General features: G+C 35.9%; 15 protein-coding genes. 2 read left to right on the top strand and 13 right to left on the bottom strand.

Features of this window, described 5'->3' with window-relative positions:
* The first annotated feature begins 212 nt into the window (after positions 1-212).
* Positions 213-3563 carry a choice-of-anchor Q domain-containing protein gene (locus tag ACFSAH_RS16795; RefSeq protein ID WP_379663902.1) on the top strand — a complete coding sequence of 1117 codons (3351 nt, stop codon included), beginning with the start codon at positions 213-215 and terminating at the stop codon, positions 3561-3563.
* Positions 3564-4624: 1061 nt separating this feature from the next.
* Here the strand turns inward: ACFSAH_RS16795 and ACFSAH_RS16790 are convergent.
* The 13 genes from ACFSAH_RS16790 to ACFSAH_RS16730 all read right to left on the bottom strand — a co-directional run bounded on the left by ACFSAH_RS16790 (position 4625) and on the right by ACFSAH_RS16730 (position 16632).
* Entirely contained in the window at positions 4625-5137 is a 513-nt protein-coding gene (locus ACFSAH_RS16790) for an OmpH/Skp family outer membrane protein (RefSeq protein WP_379663901.1), read from the bottom strand.
* Between the two features lie 46 nt (positions 5138-5183).
* The gene (locus ACFSAH_RS16785) at positions 5184-5708 is read right to left on the bottom strand and encodes an OmpH/Skp family outer membrane protein (RefSeq protein WP_379663900.1); all 525 of its coding nucleotides are present in this window, start codon (positions 5706-5708) and stop codon (positions 5184-5186) included.
* An 11-nt stretch (positions 5709-5719) separates the two neighbouring features.
* On the bottom strand, positions 5720-8236 hold the full coding sequence (gene bamA / locus ACFSAH_RS16780) for an outer membrane protein assembly factor BamA (RefSeq protein ID WP_379663899.1): 2517 nt from the start codon (positions 8234-8236) through the stop codon (positions 5720-5722).
* A gap of 61 nt (positions 8237-8297) precedes the next feature.
* Entirely contained in the window at positions 8298-9038 is a 741-nt protein-coding gene (locus ACFSAH_RS16775) for an isoprenyl transferase (protein WP_379663898.1), read from the bottom strand.
* A gap of 190 nt (positions 9039-9228) precedes the next feature.
* Positions 9229-10077, bottom strand: coding sequence for a type IX secretion system protein PorG (porG, locus tag ACFSAH_RS16770; protein ID WP_379663897.1), 849 nt, complete (start codon positions 10075-10077; stop codon positions 9229-9231).
* 51 nt (positions 10078-10128) lie between these two features.
* A complete protein-coding gene (locus ACFSAH_RS16765) occupies positions 10129-11013 on the bottom strand; it encodes an NAD kinase (RefSeq protein ID WP_379663896.1) in 885 nt (294 codons plus the stop codon).
* A gap of 40 nt (positions 11014-11053) precedes the next feature.
* On the bottom strand, positions 11054-11719 hold the full coding sequence (locus tag ACFSAH_RS16760) for a CBS domain-containing protein (protein ID WP_379663895.1): 666 nt from the start codon (positions 11717-11719) through the stop codon (positions 11054-11056).
* Positions 11716-12480, bottom strand: coding sequence for an alpha/beta fold hydrolase (locus tag ACFSAH_RS16755; protein WP_379663894.1), 765 nt, complete (start codon positions 12478-12480; stop codon positions 11716-11718). Before ACFSAH_RS16755 ends, ACFSAH_RS16760 begins: the two co-directional genes overlap by 4 nt.
* Before the next feature lie 233 nt (positions 12481-12713).
* Positions 12714-13163 (bottom strand): GatB/YqeY domain-containing protein, encoded by a 450-nt coding sequence (locus tag ACFSAH_RS16750; protein WP_379663893.1) that lies wholly within the window; start codon positions 13161-13163, stop codon positions 12714-12716.
* Between the two features lie 29 nt (positions 13164-13192).
* Complete coding sequence (locus ACFSAH_RS16745; protein WP_379663892.1) at positions 13193-13966, bottom strand: SDR family NAD(P)-dependent oxidoreductase; 774 nt, start codon at positions 13964-13966, stop codon at positions 13193-13195.
* A 102-nt stretch (positions 13967-14068) separates the two neighbouring features.
* Complete coding sequence (porT, locus tag ACFSAH_RS16740; RefSeq protein ID WP_379663891.1) at positions 14069-14839, bottom strand: type IX secretion/gliding motility protein PorT/SprT; 771 nt, start codon at positions 14837-14839, stop codon at positions 14069-14071.
* On the bottom strand, positions 14836-15567 hold the full coding sequence (ubiE, locus tag ACFSAH_RS16735) for a bifunctional demethylmenaquinone methyltransferase/2-methoxy-6-polyprenyl-1,4-benzoquinol methylase UbiE (RefSeq protein WP_379663890.1): 732 nt from the start codon (positions 15565-15567) through the stop codon (positions 14836-14838). The genes porT and ubiE overlap by 4 nt, the downstream gene beginning before the upstream one ends.
* Before the next feature lie 195 nt (positions 15568-15762).
* Positions 15763-16632, bottom strand: coding sequence for a DUF3078 domain-containing protein (locus ACFSAH_RS16730; protein WP_379663889.1), 870 nt, complete (start codon positions 16630-16632; stop codon positions 15763-15765).
* A 101-nt stretch (positions 16633-16733) separates the two neighbouring features.
* Between ACFSAH_RS16730 and yihA the strand changes: the two genes are divergently transcribed.
* Positions 16734-17372, top strand: coding sequence for a ribosome biogenesis GTP-binding protein YihA/YsxC (gene yihA / locus ACFSAH_RS16725; RefSeq protein WP_379663888.1), 639 nt, complete (start codon positions 16734-16736; stop codon positions 17370-17372).
* Positions 17373-17375: the final 3 nt, after the last annotated feature.

Genomic DNA, 17375 nt, shown 5'->3' with positions numbered 1-17375 from the left:
GGTGAGACTTTTAATCCACCTAGTTTGACACTTGATTCTAAATACCAAGCTACGCTTTATAATTCTCTTAAAAATACAAAACTATACTTTAGTATAGGTATCCGATGATCCCGGTAAACTACCTTTGTATCATTGCAGCCGGGTGTATTAAAAGCATCATTACTGCTGCAACAAAACTAAAACCAACATCCTGTATCAATTACAAATTAATTATGAAAACACTCCGACCTAAAAAGATTTTAAATGTTTTTTTATACATTCTTTTAACCTTATTTTCAGCAAGGGCACAAATAGTACCTACCAACAGCATTGTATATGTAAAAGAAAACGCCACCGGTAATGGCTCATCATGGAGCAATGCGACAGATTTAGCCATCGCTTTACAATGGGCGCAGACAAATAAAGATAACAACCTCTGGAATAACAATAACCCCCTGAAAATATACGTAGCCAAAGGCGAGTACAGGCCAAGTATTCATCCCGGAACAAACAACACTGCACAAGGAAAATATGCCACCTTTCTGATGGTAAAAAACGTACAGCTTTACGGAGGTTTCCCAAATAGCGGAGAGCCTACTATAGAAAATCGTGACTGGGAGATCCACAAAACTATCCTAAAAGGCCGAACACCTAACGGATCCGAAGCCTTTCATGTAATAGTTTCTGCAGGTGATGTAGGTACGGCTCTTGTAGACGGCTTTACCGTCACAGGTGGCAATGCGAATGGCTCCAGCGCACAAGAGATAACCGTTAACGACAAAAAGATATCTGCAATTAATGGTGGAGGGATCTTGAATTATTCTTCTTCTCCTACCTTTACCAATGTGATTATAAGCGGGAATAGGGCGCTTAATGGTGCAGGAATTTCTTGTCTTTGGTCTTCTTCAAAGTTCACCAATGCTATTATAAGAGAAAATAAGGCTAGTAAGATTGGTGGCGGGATACGTAATCATGGTGGTAATCCTTCCCTCACTAATGTTCTAATCAACGGAAATACAGCTGATGAGTCTGGTGGAGGACTTTACTATACAAGTTCTTTAATTCTCACCAATGTCACTATGGTTAATAATGGTTCTGGTTCCTCAGGTCTTTTCGGATATGGAAATCCTAGCCTTAAGAACAGTATTATTTGGGATATTATAGTTGATAATAGCTATAGTGCGCAAAACTGCCTTATAAAAGACAAAAGCACCACGGCAAACGGAAATATCGATGCTATAGGTATAACAGCTCGCGATATATTTACAAATCCGGCTAATAATGATTTTACACTTAAGTCTACAAGTCCGGCTCTTAATGCCGGCAGCAATTTCCTACTATGGGAAGCTCTGAGAGATAAATTCTCAACCCCCGCACCTTCCCCCGAAGCCCCAGCATGGGGAAGGGATTTGTCCGGCAATAAGCGCTTATTTGGTGAAGTTGTAGATTTGGGAGCTTACGAGTATCAGGGCGCACCTACACTTCCTATTATGCCCGACGCCGGAAATATTCTTTATGTCAACCAAAACATACAAGATGGTAATGGTTCCGGCGACAGCTGGGTAAATGCCCTCTCCGACCTTGCCCCGGCCCTGCAATGGGCAGAGGACAACAAACACAACAACCTCTGGAATAGTAGTAATCCCTTAAAAATATACGTAGCCAAAGGTGAGTACAAACCAAGTATTAATCCCACAACCAACAATATTGTACAAGATAAAAATGCCACCTTTCTGATGGTAAAGAACGTACAGCTTTATGGTGGTTTCCCTGATACAGGAGAGCCTACTATAGCAAATCGTGACTGGCAAAACAACACAACTATCTTAAAGGGTGAAACTCCTAACGGAACCCCGGTCTTCCATGTGGTACTTTCGGTAGATAATGTAGGTACTGCTCTTTTAAACGGTTTTACCATTACACACGGTATGGCAGATGGTTTAGGCTCGATAGCCATTAATGGAAAAACAATTTCACATAATCAAGGTGGAGGAATGTATAATCATTTTTCATCTCCAATTTTGTTCAATGTAATCTTTAGCGCGAATACTGCTAAGTTTTCAGGAGGCGGGATATACAATGCTGATTCCAATCCAGAATTGATTAATGTAGCAATCTATAATAACACAGCTGATATAGCTGGGGGTGGGATATACAACGATAATTCTTCTCCCTTACTCACCAACGTCGCCATAAAAGGAAATAATGCCAAATTTGGTGGTGGGATAGCCAATATAACTTCTTTCCCAAAACTAACGAATGTCGCCATCACTGGAAATACAGCAACTACTAATGGTGGAGGAATATATAACAGCAATTCCTCACCCGTATTAACCAATATCACTCTTAGCGGAAACCAGACAAAGGAAGATGGTGGTGGCGGAATATACAATACTTCTTCTGGTGACTCTTCTTCTTTACCTGTTCTGACCAACAGTATTATCTGGGGTAACAAAGGAGGGGATATTGTAAATTTAGGATCCAACGGCCTTAGCGAATCCGGCAACAACCTGATTGGAAGAGGTGATGACAGTAATATTCCTGGAGACTATACAGGTTTATTGGCTTCCGACATATTTGTAGATTATAAACCTGCAATAGCAGAAAACCCAACCACCGATGGCGATTACAGCTTAAAGATAAGTAGCCCCGCTATAGCTAAAGGCAGCAATGTATATTATACTCAAAACGGTGGTAATCCTAATAACGACAAAGATCTTGCTGATAACCCACGAGTATACAATTACAGCAATGGCGGAACCATAGATATAGGAGCTTATGAATATCAGGGATTGTTGCCTCAGAGCATTAACTTCTCTGCGCTACCAGCAAAAAGTATAAACGATACTGATTTTGATTTGACAGCCACAGCCAGCAGCGGTTTGACAGTAAGCTATACCAGCAACGACACTGAGGTAATAAACATAAGTGATCATACGATTAGCCTTATAGGAGCCGGTAGTGCTGTTATTACGGCATCTCAGAGTGGGAATGGAGATTATGAACCTGCTGTCAGTGTACAGCAAACCCTGGTAGTAAACGGCACCTTACCTGTTATACTTACAGATTTTACCGCAACAGCACAAGGAAACAGAACTAAATTAATATGGCAAACTGCACAGGAAGCCAATAACAAAGAATTTATCATTTACCGAAGCACTGATAGCAAACAGTTCACTGAAATTACCAGAATAGCCGGAGCAGGAAATTCATCTGCGGTAAAAAACTATGACTACGATGATGAAAATCCGCTTAACGGCAACAATTATTACAAACTGGTACAAATAGATTTGGATAATAAAGAAACAGAATTAGGCATAAGGATAGTAAGCTTTGAGCTTACCGCTTTGAGCCTTCAGCTTTACCCCAACCCTACAGATGATGTGGTAAACATCTCTTTCTACAACGGTAAATACGACCTATTAACCGTAACAGATTTAAGTGGGAAAGTATTACAGCAGGTGCAGATAAAACCGGATGAAAGCAGTATAAAAGTCTCTTTGGGTAATTATCCTGCAGGAATCTATTTACTACACTTTAGTGGCAATGATGATACGATTACAGAAAAAGTAATGAAAAAGTAAGTGTTCTCTACTCGTCATTTAGATAAATTATGAAACTGTTCAGGGAAAGGAAAAATCTCCACGTTAATTAGCAGGAATTTAAATACAGACATTAGCAGTCTATGCTTCTAAACACGGAGATCTTTCCTACTGAAGTTGTTAAGATGACGGGGAATTATTCCTCATTTCTTCCCTATATTAAAATGTCTCACCTACTTCCCAAAGGATCGTGATGTAATCCGTTTGGTAGATTGTTTTATTTTTCGAACCACCTTATCAAACCAAACTTACTCGTCCTCAAAAACGTAGATCACAACAAAAAATATTACACTGTCCCATTGGACATTATTTTTTTCACGTATGACTACTCAAAGAAGAGCTTTCATCAACTTACCTCTAAAGACCAACCTCTTTTCCAGAGAGATATTGGGTACATTTTAGCCAGCATATACCTCATTCCTGAAAGTGCAGGATTCTACACTTTGAAAGGTTCTCTATAAGAATATCAATCATAGTATTTAACGTTAAATATAGTAGTGCTAAAACAGTGATTTTATAGAGCTCTACCTCTATGAACCCGCTACAAACCCTCTATTATTACACTAATATATCTCTTTAAAAAAGTATACAGTAATAACTATATAATTAATCAATAACGGATAGATAGACTATAAAAAATGATGGGGGTATAAAAAGCTAATGGAACAGTAAAAAAACCAAAATTACAAAGGGCAAGTCTTTTAGACAAACACAAGGGAAATCGAATATTAATAAACGCTACTCTGATTGAATGCAGTGGAGTCAAAAGCGGTTTAAAAAGATACCCTTAAGATATCACCGCTACCGTCAATATGATGACATAATAGTTAGACATTTTAACCTGAGTGGACTATTATTCGTCAGGTTTTTAGGCATCTCCTCCAAAGATAAGAGTTCATATTTAGCACCACATAATAAGCCGGTCAAATCATCAGGATAATGGAATTATTACCCTTATGCCTAAGAATGTTGAGGGGCTATATAAAAATGAAGGGCAACGCAAATAATGCGTTGCCCTTCATTTTTATTATCAGTGTGAATGATTATTTCAATCCTAATTTTGCTTTTACGTCTGTTAGGATATTGATCCCGCCATCAAAGTAAACTACACCTGGTTGTGTTACGTCTAATACGTAAGCATATCCTTTTTCTTTAGCAACTGCTTTTACAGCGTCTTCTGCTTTTTTCAAAATAGGATCATAAAGTTCGCCTCTTTTCTTTTCGAAATCATCGCCAGCTTTTTGCTGAAATTCCTGAATTCTTTTTTCAAGATCCTGGATTTCCTTAATCTTCATTTCCTTCATAGCATCGCTTAAGGTTTTTTCTTTCGATTGGTAATCCTGAACTTTATTTTGATACTCTGTATACATGGTTTTACCATCGTTATCCAAAGTATTTTTATATGCCTCTAGTTGTTTATCAGCATTAGCGACTTCTGGCATAGCTTTAATTAAGTCTGCAGAGTTAATATGAGCTATTTTTTGTTGTGCGCTTGCAACATTTCCCACAAATAACATACATCCTGCTACTAATGCAATCTTGAATAGTTTTTTCATTGTGTCTATTTCTATTTTTTATTTTACGAGTTTAAAATATTTTTTACTATTTAGCAAATGTTCCGGGCTTATATCCCATTCTTGTAATAATATCGTTGCTTCTATCATAATTCGGACGGGCAAACAAAAACGTTACACTTGCCTTGTCTAAAATTATATCTAAGCTTTCCCGGGCTGCATATTCCTGTATGGCTTTAGCTATACGATCCTGAACGGGCTTTATCAATCTTATCTTTTCCTTAAACAAATCTCCCTCATAGCCAAACTTCTTTTGTTGTAATTCGCTTGCTTCACTTTCTTTGGCATTAATTTCTTCCTCCCTTCTTTTTTTCATATCATCCGTCAGAAGCACCTTATCCGCTTCATAGGTTTTCTGCATTGCTTCTACATCTTTAAACTTACGTTCGATGTCTTTTTGCCATTGCACAGACAAATTATCTAATTGTTTCTGTGCCGATGCGTACTCGGGAATATGTTTCATAATGTACTCCGAATCTACATAAGCCAAACGCTGTGCTAAAACTACATTAGATATAGCAAATAATGCAAATATTATTATAATTTTTTTCATAGATAGAAAAATTAAAATCCTCCCATTTGTTGTGCTATACTAAATGTAAAAGCTTGCTTTCCTCCGTCTGCTTGTCCCGGTATTCTATCAAATCCATAACCGTAATCTATTCCTAACAATCCAAATATAGGTAAGAAAATTCTAGCTCCAACACCTACTGATCTTTTTATATTAAACGGATTAAATTCGCTAAACTTATTCCATGTATTACCTCCTTCGGCAAATACCAGACCATAAATCTGAGCTGATTCTGAAAGTGTAATCGGATATCTTACCTCCATTACATACTTATTGTAGATTGGACTACCTGCTGTTGTTTTAGCTCCTTCTGGTACTACGGCATTATTAGCATAACCTCTTAAGCCAATAATTTCTGACCCTTGAAGGAAATCGAATCCCTGCATACCGTCTCCTCCTAATTTAAACCTTCCGAACGGTGCCGGTCCTACTGCTTTGTTATAGAAACCTATGAAACCAAACTGTGCCTGTGCTTTAAGGATTAGCTTGCCATAGATTTTTTGGTAGAACTGTGAATCAAATTTCCACTTATGGTATTCTGAGAATTTATATTTCTCAGAGGTTGGTAAGTTATTATAGTTTTTCCCGTTAAATTCTGAATAAGGTAAGGTAGCCTGTACGGTAAAACGCAAGTGTGAACCTGATGTCGGATAAATAGGTGCATCTACCGAGTTTCTTGAAAACACCTGAGATAAGCTTAAGTCGTAAGAATCTCCATTCTCAAACAAATATCCTACGTAGTTTTTCAATCTGAATTGTTGCAGGTTTGCTGAATAATCTATTCTAAAATAATCATCCGGCCATTTCAATTGCTTTCCTAAACTGAAGGTTACTCCGTTTAACCTGATTTTTTGCTGATTAATATTTGAGTTTGATAAACCGTTACTTTGTAATGAGGTAAATGCGCTTACTCCAAGATAAATTGGTTTTTTACCACCTAACCATGGTTCTGAGAAAGAGAAACTGTAAGATTGATAATATTTACCATTTGTTTGCCCTCTGATACTTAATTTTTGCCCGTCTCCTTTTGGAAGTGGTTTGTATGCTTTCAGATTGAACAGATTTCTGGCAGAGAAGTTATTAAAGGTTAACCCTAGGGTTCCTATTACCCTACCACCTCCAAAACCACCTGAGAGTTCTATCTGATCTGATGGCTTTTCAGCTACAGTATATTGTATATCTACCGTTCCATCGTTAGGGTTAGGAATAGGTTTAATATCTACCTTTTGTTCATCAAAGTTTCCTAACTGTGTAATTTGTCTTTGCGAACGGATTAATGCATCTTTTGAGAATTTCTGCCCTGGTTTGGTTCTTAACTCTCTTAACACTACTTTATCGTTAGTCAGCTCGTTCCCTTTTAAGATAATTTTGTTGATAGTGTATTGCGGCCCTTCGAAAATCCTGATTTCTAAATCAATGGTATCTTTATAGATTCTGGTTTGTACAGGGTCTACGTTAAAAGTCAAGTAACCATCATTTAAATATAATGAAGATACATCATCACTGGATGGGCTGCTTCTTAATGTTTTTTCAAGCTTTTCTTCGCTAAATACGTCTCCTTTTTCTATCCTCAGAATCTGATTTAATAGTGTTGTTGGATACTTAGCATTTCCAACAAAGGTAATATTACCGAAATAGTATTTTGGCCCTTCATGTACCTTCATATCTATTTCAATAGATTTATCGCTATATTTTCTAATGGTATCAAAAACTATTTCTGCTTCGCGATAGCCTTTATCTCTCATTTTGGCTACCATTTTCTCTTTATCGCCTTCGTATTTTTCGTTGGTAAATTTACCTGAACCAAAAAGCTTATACCATTTTTGCTCTTTGGTTTTTTTCATAAACTTTTTAAGGCGGGCGGTGGTAAACTCTTTGTTTCCTTCTATATGGATGGCATGTACTTTTACCTTACTGTTTTTATCTACTTTTACATTTACAATTTTGCTATTGGCATCTGTTGTATCCGCAGCATAGGTAATATTTACTTCTGTATTCAAAAACCCTTTTTCAAAAAAATGTTTCTTTACAATTTCTGTAATGGTTTTGTTCAGGTTCTCGTTAACTACCTTACTTTTTTGCTTATCTAATTTTTCTTTAATATCTGTTGTCTCACTTTTAGACAATCCTAATATATTAACTTTTGATACGCGTGGAATCTCTTTTAAATTGAACTCGAAATAAACCGTATCTCCTGAAACCTTTGATATAGCTAACTCCACATCTTCAAACAGTTGCTGATCCCATAGATTTTTTACCGCCGCAGAAGTAGCATCACCGGGTACAAGAATTCTATCTCCTACCGAAAGTCTGGAAATGGTTAAAAGGATGGATTCGTCAAGATTTTTTAATCCATTCATTTTTATTCCACCTATTACATATTCTTTTGGGCTAAGGTAATCTATCTCGTCGTCTCCTTGCTGATTTTGAAAAGATCTCGAATTTCTCAACTGCGAGAAGCTGGTTAAACTCCCTGAAATTAGTATAAGTGCTAAAAGTAATTTCTTCATTATCTATTTAATAAGAGCTAAAGTAGCTTTATTCTTTGTTAATTTTTGTTAAAAGTATTTTTCAACCAACCTGTTCGCTGGTTAGCCCAAAACGGCGTTCTCTTTGCTGATAGTTCACTATAGCTTCATATAAATCTTCTTTCCTGAAATCAGGCCATAACGTAGAGGTAAAGTAAAGTTCGGCATAAGCCAACTGCCATAAAAGATAGTTACTTATTCTGTGTTCTCCACTGGTTCTTATCATGAGCTCGGGGTCTGGTAAATCCCCGGTAGACAAATAGCTGCTAAAGAGTTTTTCGTTAATATCCTGAGTATCTAATTTGCCTGCTTTAACCTCTTCTGTTATTTTCTTCACAGCATCTGTTATTTCCCATCTGGAACTATAGGACAAGGCTAATGTTAATGTTAACCTGGTATTACCCGCTGTGGTATTCATCGCTTCCTGAAGCTCTTCGTAACATCTTCTGGGCAATGCCTTCAGATCGCCTATTGCATTCAAACGGACATTATTTTTCATTAATGTTTTGGTTTCTTTGGATATGGTAGAAACCAAAAGTTCCATTAACGCACTGACTTCTAGTTTTGGTCTATTCCAATTTTCGGTTGAAAAAGCATATAATGTGAGGTTTTCTACACCAAGTTCTGCAGCTGCTTCTACTGTTTCCCTTACGGCAACCACTCCATTTTTGTGTCCAAAAACCCTTAATTTACCTTTCTCTTTTGCCCATCTGCCATTACCATCCATAATTACGGCTATATGCCTGGGCAGTTTAGAGATATTTATCTGTTCTTTAAAACTCATTTTTAATCAACACCAGCTATTACTTAGGAAAATAGCAATTAATTTAGCTTATCCTCTTTTTAAACTCTTATTGCATTATAAACCATTAAAATAGCAACAAAAATTATTTTAATTGCGAAGGTAGAAATTACTTTGTTTTTTTCTTTATCAAATAGAAAAATATATAGTTCATACCTGATTGTTTTTTATATTAAAATGGACAATCTTTATTTCTGAATACATAAGAGAGGGTAATCATCGAAAAAAAATAAGTATCTCTTGGTCTGTAGTCTCCTCTTTGTATTTTCACATCTGTCTGTTTGCTATTACTGTAGCCTGTTGGGTCTGATAGTGCAGCTCTTGTACCGTTAAATGTATTTTTATTTGGGTCTATTACTGGATAATCCATACTTACATCATCTAAATAATCTGTAAATGCAGTTCTAAACCCAAAATCTGCAGAAACATTCAGATGGTTATTTAATCTGAATTTCACTCCTGCTCCTACAGGGACAGCAAATGCCGTTGTTTTATAGGTATTATTTCCAGCCACAAACTGACTATCATCTACTTCTGTTCCGTATATTTTAAGTTCATACGTTTTTCCGCCATAAGTAGCTTTAGGGTTAAATCCAAAATATGAAATCCCTGAATAAATAAAGGGGGTTACTCTTTTTTGTCCCCAGTCTATCCCAAAATCAAAGAAATTAAACTCCAGTTGTAAGCTACCTTCTGTTATGGGAGAACTAAAATTAAGCCCTCTGTTCTTTTGATCCTCATATTTTGATTTAAGATCATCTGCAGCTATCTTACCTCCCGTTACCGCTAATTTAAGCGCCCAGTATCCGTCAAAATTCCGTTTAACATGTGCTCCAAATCCCATACCCGAATGTTTTAGATACCCTGTAGGATTGAGGTCTCCCGTATAGCCACTTCCTCCAACAGAAATCCCTGCTTCCCAATTTTGGGAATACACCTTTCCTGTCATTAATGTACAGAAGAGTATTAATACCAGATATGGATAATTCATTCTTTCAAACAAGAAGCAGTTTTTTCGCATTGGCAGCATTAATTACCAATATAGAAATTCTTTAGCTTGCTAAAAACATTCCTAGTAATTTCTGGTATCAATTCCCCATAGCAATTTGTTTCTTAACGTTGACAAATAACTTTCATTGTTTAAACGTATAAGATTTATATCAAAATCTGCTCTTTTTACCGTTAAGCTTATATTAGAGTCTATAACTTCTGTTCTTGAATCGCAGGTGGTTATATATTTTGAACTTCTGCTTTCTACTTCAAAGGTTAATACATGTGCATCTGAGAGAATGACCGGACGCACGTTGAGGTTATGTGGTGATATAGGTGTTATGACAAAGTTACCTGAACGCGGAAACATAATTGGTCCGCCGCAACTTAATGAATAGGCTGTTGAACCTGTTGGTGTTGCTACAATTAATCCGTCTGCCCAATAGGAGTTCAAAAATTCGCCATCCAGATAGCAGTGCGTCAACATCATTGCTGAGTTATCACGTTTATGTATGGTAAAATCGTTCAGAGCAAAGTTTAGTTCGCCAAATAAATTAGATTCGGTTTCTACTTTTAACAATCTCCGAACATCTAAGCTATATTGACGATTTACGAGTGTATTTAATGCAGACTTTATACCTTCTTTGTTTACGCTGGCCAGAAATCCTAAACGTCCAAAGTTTATTCCAATCATTGGCACTCCCGAATCACGTACCAGCGTTACGGTATCCAGCATAGTCCCGTCTCCTCCCAGACTAATCATCACATCTACATTGTTTTTTAGCTCCACATGGCTATTAAACGTACCAAACTGCTTTGGGAAGTATAACTTATCTTTGATGAACTCGAAGAAGCTTTCATAAACGAGAACTTCTAGGTCATCATATTCAACCAGACAATCCAAAACTTGTTGTACATAGGGTATAACTGAGTTATTAAATTGTCTTCCGTAAATACCAATTGTCATTTCTGATGATTTTTAGCTTAGGCTTTTCTGATTGTTGTTATTAATCAAAACTAAGATAATTCATTAATGAATCGTAACGATCTTTTACTCCATTATCCTTATCCAGGAAATTATAGGTCGCTTTTATTGTATAATCGTATCTTAAGAACGAAGCTACTATATGGCTTATCTCTACTTTGTTTATTTTCAAGGTGATTTCCAATTTTGTAGAATCGGGTATACTACTTATATAAGAACTTAGTATCTGCGCATTATTGGATTCTACAATCTGTGCTATATGTGATAGTGAATTATCTCTATTTCCAATTTCAAGCACTATTACTGCTCCACGCTCTGCGACTGATGCTATCTTAGCAAAACTTTCTGTTAATACTTGCTGAGATACCAGTCCCAGATATTCCATATCAGAACTTAATACAGGTAATATACTCAGCTTTTGTTCATAAAATGCTCTGATAACATCATACACATGTTGATCTTCGTAAACAAAAGCATTCATTAAAGATAATTTTACGGCACCCACCTCTACAGAAGTATCTGTTACCTGCATAATATCTTCTTCTGAGATTACACCTATAAACTGGTGTTTTTGTACAATGGGTAAATGGGTAACGCAAAACTCGGCCATACGATTATCTGCTTTCTGAACTGAGTCTGAAGGCTTTAAAGGTAAAATCGTATTGGCAACCAGTTCTGCTGCTATCATTTGTCTTTAATTTTCTCTAAAAATTTATTCAGGATTACAATAAATTCTTCTGGTTTCTCCATCATTGGTGCATGCCCACAATGGTCTATCCAGGTTAATTCTGAATTTGGAAGTAGTTCGTTAAACTCTTCTGCCACTTCTGGCGGTGTTACCTTATCATTCTTACCCCATACCAAAGAAACGGGAATTTTGATTTTATGCAGGTCTTTTGCCATATTATGCCTGATAGCTGATTTAGCCATCGCTAATATTTTAATAACCTTTCCTCTGTCATTTACAGTTGCAAACACATCGTCTACCAACTCTTTTGTTGCAGTGGCAGGATCGTAAAAAGTAAACTCTACCTTTTCTTTGATGAATTGGTAGTTTTCTCTTTTAGGAAATGATCCTCCAAAAGAATTCTCGTATAGCCCGGAACTTCCCGTAAGTAGCATTGCTTTTACTTTTTCCTGATGGTGTACTGTAAATATAAGTGCTACGTGGCCGCCTAACGAGTTTCCCAATAGGGTAACTTTCTCGAACTTTTTAAACTTAATAAACTTGTTTAAAAAATTAGCGAGTCCTTTAACACCTGTATTTAGTAGCGGCATATCGTAAATAGGTAACATGGGTATAACTACTTTATAGTTATGCTTACATTCGTTAATAACCCACTCCCAATTACTGAGCGCTCCCATTAAACCATGGAGTAACAACAGAACCTCTCCCTCCCCCTCTTCTATATATTGAAATCCATTTTCTTCTCTTAGCGTAAACTCCATATAAAATATAAATCGTCTATATTGAATGCTAAATTAATAGTCTATTTTTAATTTGAGTATAAAAACCTAATTATTTCCCCATAAAAATACTTTTTTATGATTTATTTCTAAATCATAAATACCTTATGGGCTTACTTTATTACCTAAAAAACAACAACAGTATGCTTGTTGTTTGGGCAGCTGATAAAATTAATTGCCTTGTTTTAAACTGATATTCTTATACGTATCAATCTCTAGTTCAGCATACTTTTAATCATTTCGGATATAGCTTTACCATCGGCTTTCCCTGCCAGTTCTTTGGATGCAATACCCATTACTTTGCCTATTTCTTTTATAGAAGTAACATTTAACCGGGTCATCAGATCTTTTAAATAACTTCCTAATTCATCGTATGACATTTGTTTCGGCAAATATCTCTCTATAACTTCTACTTCTTCTGCTTCTATCTGGTAAAGATCTTCTCTGTTTTGCTGTTTATAAATATCAGCAGATTCTTTTCTTTGTTTTACCAGCTTTTGAAGCACCTTTATTCCTGCTTCTTCTGTCAGCTCTTCTGCAGCTCCTTTTTCTGTTTTAGCCAATAACAGAGCCGATTTGATTGCTCTAAGTGCTCGCAGATCAGCTTCTTTCTTAGCCAGCATGGCCGTTTTTATATCTTGGTTGATAGTGTTCTCTAACGACATTTCTTATAGGGGTTTAGTGAACAATTTAATTATTTCTTCTCTTTTATATGGTAATTGATGGCCGCCTGTGATGCAGGCATAATCAACAAATCATTTATATTTACATGTTTGGGCCTGCTGACTACAAACCATATCGTTTCGGCTATATCCTGAGCGACAAGTGGCTCAAAACCTTCGTAAACTTTCGCAGCTTTTTCTTCATCCCCATGAAACCTTACGACCGAAAACTCAGTTTCTACTGCTCCCGGATGTATTGCCGTAACTTTTATTCCATGCGGAAGTAAATCTATACGCATAGCTTTACTTAAAGCATCTACTGCGTGTTTTGTTGCACAATACACATTTCCATTAGCATAAACCTCTTTCGCTGCTATAGATCCTAAATTTACAATATGTCCCTTTTTATTTAAAATCATCCAGTTAGAAATTATCTTGGAAACATATAACAGCCCTTTCAAATTGGTATCTATCATGGTATCCCAATCTGAAAAATCCCCGTCTTGTATAGGTTCTAATCCCTGACTTAAGCCAGCATTATTAATCAAAACATTTACTTTTTGCCATTCCGCAGCAAGAGAATTCAAGTTTTCGATAACCTGTTCTTTATGCCTGATATCAAAACACAAGGTACAAACTTCTACGTTATACTTTTCCTGTAAATTTACTTTAAGGGCATTTAATCTTTCTTGTCTACGTCCGGTAAGAATTAGATTATAGCCATTTTGGGCAAAAGTATGTGCACAAGCTTCACCTATTCCTGCTGTTGCACCGGTTATTAACGCAATTTTGTTTTGTTTTACCATGTATATACGAAATTAGAAATTTATTTTTAGTTGATGGTTTTTTAAACATCAAAAAAATAAGAATAGTTTATTAAAATAAGGCACCTTATTTTAATATATGTCCTATTCGAAATAGAGACTAATAATAAGATTTCTTAAAAAAAGCTTCTCCAGGGCATTGGAGTAGGGTGTATCATTTCTTTCTACTATGCTCTTAAAAGAATTACTTAGCTTAATTTCTGGTGAGAGTTTAAAAAACTCAAAATAAAGATCAAAACCTATGCCCATCTCATAAGACATAAAATTCTTATGGTTTTTAAGCATTTTGTTGAAATAAGTTTTTTTTTCATCATTTGTTTTTTGCTCTGAGGCAATATCTATCCCGTATTTAAGACCTCCTATTAAATAGGCTCTGAAATTATTTCGTCTGTCGGACTTAAGCTTTAACAATAAAGGAAATTCTACCATGGTTGATTTCACGGTTTTTTCAACCCACGAAGTGCCATCTTGTTCTTCAACAACATCTTCAAATTTATTATCTAAAGTACGGTTGAAACGATACCTGATAAATCTGTCTCCAAACACCAATGTTGGTGTAAACCTCAGGTTCATGTTTTTGTTAAGGTATAAATCAGAGACAAAACCTAGGCCAAAACCAGGATTAGGAGGAGATTTTATAGCTGTAAAACTCTCAAAATTACCCGGGCTATCTATATTCTCAATAGGTGCGTTCCAATTTGGTACTTTAATAATCTTGTATTCGGCATTTACGTACTGGAATGCAAAACCAAAGTGCAATGTTTCATCATCTACACCTCCACCCCAATTTCCCTGAGAAAATGCCGGCACGGAAAGCATAAACGTTATTAGAAACAGCGCTACAGTTTTGATCATTTAATTCCCGTATAGATGGAACAAATACCAAACGTTAATGGTCTAAATTTGTTGTTTTTAAAACCTACTTTTTCTAACAGATCTGTAAACCTTGTTCCGTCTGGAAAAGCTTCTACTGATTCTGGTAAATAAGTATAAGCGCTTGAATCTTTGGAAAAGAACCGTCCTATTAAAGGTAATATATAATGGAAATAGAAATTATAACCTTGTTTTATAGGAAAAACAGTTGGTTTTGAAAATTCGAGAACGACCAATTTTCCTCCGGGTTTAAGAACACGATACATATCTGCTATACCTTTTTCAAGGTGCTCAAAGTTTCTTACACCAAAAGCTACGGTAATTGCATCAAAGGTATCGTTATCAAATAGTAGCTTTTCCGAATCGCCCATTCTTACCTCATACACATCCTGCTTTTGCCTTTTTTGTATTTTTTGTTTGGCTACTTCCAACATGCCTTCTGAAATATCGACTCCTATTATTTTTTCTGGCTTCAATACATCTATGGCTTCAAAAGCAAAGTCTCCGGTACCTGTTGCTACATCCAGCATCAGTTTAGGCTGTAATTCTTTGAGTTCTTTTATTGCCTTTTTCCGCCATATTATATCTATTCCCAGAGACATAAAATGGTTGAGAAAATCGTATGTCTTGGAAATATTATCGAACATGTTTGCTACCTGCTCTTTTTTTGCAGCTTGCTGATTTTTATAAGGAGTGATGTTTTCTGCCATGATTGTGAGCAAAGATAAAACAATTTACGGTTATGCTTTTGTAAATATCGCTCAGATATTTTATGTCGCTTTAAAAAAAAACCAAGGACTCTTTTCTACTTAACAATAGTTCTCAACAATTACCTTCTTAATAGTAAAAGCCGCATCAACCTGGATTGATGCGGCTTTTGAATAACCTGATTTAATATTTAAATACTAAAAACCAACGTTAACACCTACCCCAAATACCTGTCTGATCTGAAATCCTGCAAAAGCATTATCATCATAAACAGTTTGGAAGGCTAAATTAGTTGACAAATATTTATTGATTTTCATTACTAAATTAAGTTGATAATCAATATCTACGTTTTGTGGTTTATCCAGGTAATCTGCATAAAGGCTAAGAATATTTTCCATAGAAACATTCTCCATCAAATTTAATTTATAATAGGCTGAGGTATAAAAACCTAATTCATATCTCATTCCTTTACCTTCTTCTACCCCAAAATATTTGGCGTTTGGCAATGTTCTGTTTTTATCAACAAACACCATTCTAGAAGTAGCAGGGGCTAAATTCACTTTTAAATTATCACTTTTTTTCCACAGCATACCGGGACCAAAAGTTAAGTAAGCCGGAGAAAAGAAATTGGTATAAGATGTTCTGATTTCCTTACCATTATTATCTGTACCGTAGTTGTAGCCTTCTGCAAACTGTGTTTTAAAGTTTAAAACCCCTGAATAATACCAGTTACCAGAAGCTTGTCTACCATACAAAGAGTTTAATTCCAAACGGTCATCGGTTTTTTTAGCAAATTCCGAATTTTTAGTTCTTACCAATCCGTAGGCTCCAATAATTTTATTATCCCACGTATTCTGGCCTCTTTTATAATTGAAATCATAATTCAATCCCAGGGTTCCAGAAACATTATTCTCGCCCCCTGCAATCCAATTATTGAATGCTGATTGATTGAATAGCAGAGATATATTTCCTTTTTTGCTCCACCCTTCTTTAACTTCATCTTTATTTTGTGCGACCGCCAATAAAGATCCTAACATAAATACGCTTGTAATAATTGTTTTTCTCATAAAAAGATTGTTTAAAAAATAGCTAAGTTAGTATAATTACACGTATTTCATGTTTTTGTTTTAACCATATCCATAAATTATTAAAACCTTATCTTTGCAGGATGATTATCAAATCTGCAGAGTTTACAGTCAGCAATACGCAAATAAGTAAATTACCACCTTGTGTATTACCGGAATATGCCTTTATTGGCAGGTCTAACGTTGGCAAATCTTCTTTGATCAATATGCTCACTGAAGTAAAGGGGTTGGCCAAAACCTCTCAAAAACCGGGAAAAACACAGCTTATCAACCATTTTTTAATTAATAACGAATGGTATCTGGTAGATCTCCCCGGATATGGATATGCTCAAAGTTCTAAAACCAACAGAGTACAATGGGCTAAATTTATTAAGAACTATCTTGAGAAAAGAGAAAGCCTACAATGTGTTTTTGTATTGATAGACAGCAGATTGCCGCCTCAGAAAATAGACGTAGAGTTCTGTTGTAATCTTGGAGAAAAAGGGATTCCTTTTATCCTGGTTTTCACCAAGTCAGACAAGCAGGGCGTTGTTAAATCTCAACAAAACATGGCGACCTTTAAAAAAGAGCTGCTTAAATACTTTGAAGATGTTCCAGAGATGATTCTGACTTCTGCTGAAACTAAATTTGGAAGAGAAAAAGTACTTGGTCTTATAGCAGAAATAAATACGCATTTTCAAATTCCCGAAGCCGGATTAAAGATAAACGAACAGCACCCTTAAGTT

Origin of the sequence: Pseudopedobacter beijingensis (genome assembly GCF_042678145.1) — a bacterium.
Lineage (GTDB): Bacteria > Bacteroidota > Bacteroidia > Sphingobacteriales > Sphingobacteriaceae > Pseudopedobacter > Pseudopedobacter beijingensis.
The sequence above is the reverse complement of the archived record's forward strand: the minus strand, read 5'-3'. Positions and strand labels throughout refer to the sequence as shown.

Excerpts from the sequence above, each read along its gene's own strand:
- ACFSAH_RS16760 (WP_379663895.1), bottom strand. The coding sequence starts at position 11,719 with ATGATAGCAGCAGAACTGGTTGCCAATACGATTTTACCTTTAAAGCCT.
- ACFSAH_RS16785 (WP_379663900.1), bottom strand. The coding sequence starts at position 5,708 with ATGAAAAAAATTATAATAATATTTGCATTATTTGCTATATCTAATGTA.
- ACFSAH_RS16795 (WP_379663902.1), top strand. The coding sequence starts at position 213 with ATGAAAACACTCCGACCTAAAAAGATTTTAAATGTTTTTTTATACATT.
- ubiE (WP_379663890.1), bottom strand. The coding sequence starts at position 15,567 with ATGGCAGAAAACATCACTCCTTATAAAAATCAGCAAGCTGCAAAAAAA.
- bamA (WP_379663899.1), bottom strand. The coding sequence starts at position 8,236 with ATGAAGAAATTACTTTTAGCACTTATACTAATTTCAGGGAGTTTAACC.
- ACFSAH_RS16755 (WP_379663894.1), bottom strand. The coding sequence starts at position 12,480 with ATGGAGTTTACGCTAAGAGAAGAAAATGGATTTCAATATATAGAAGAG.
- ACFSAH_RS16750 (WP_379663893.1), bottom strand. The coding sequence starts at position 13,163 with ATGTCGTTAGAGAACACTATCAACCAAGATATAAAAACGGCCATGCTG.
- ACFSAH_RS16775 (WP_379663898.1), bottom strand. The coding sequence starts at position 9,038 with ATGAGTTTTAAAGAACAGATAAATATCTCTAAACTGCCCAGGCATATA.
- yihA (WP_379663888.1), top strand. The coding sequence starts at position 16,734 with ATGATTATCAAATCTGCAGAGTTTACAGTCAGCAATACGCAAATAAGT.
- porT (WP_379663891.1), bottom strand. The coding sequence starts at position 14,839 with ATGATCAAAACTGTAGCGCTGTTTCTAATAACGTTTATGCTTTCCGTG.
- ACFSAH_RS16730 (WP_379663889.1), bottom strand. The coding sequence starts at position 16,632 with ATGAGAAAAACAATTATTACAAGCGTATTTATGTTAGGATCTTTATTG.
- ACFSAH_RS16745 (WP_379663892.1), bottom strand. The coding sequence starts at position 13,966 with ATGGTAAAACAAAACAAAATTGCGTTAATAACCGGTGCAACAGCAGGA.
- ACFSAH_RS16790 (WP_379663901.1), bottom strand. The coding sequence starts at position 5,137 with ATGAAAAAACTATTCAAGATTGCATTAGTAGCAGGATGTATGTTATTT.
- porG (WP_379663897.1), bottom strand. The coding sequence starts at position 10,077 with ATGCGAAAAAACTGCTTCTTGTTTGAAAGAATGAATTATCCATATCTG.
- ACFSAH_RS16765 (WP_379663896.1), bottom strand. The coding sequence starts at position 11,013 with ATGACAATTGGTATTTACGGAAGACAATTTAATAACTCAGTTATACCC.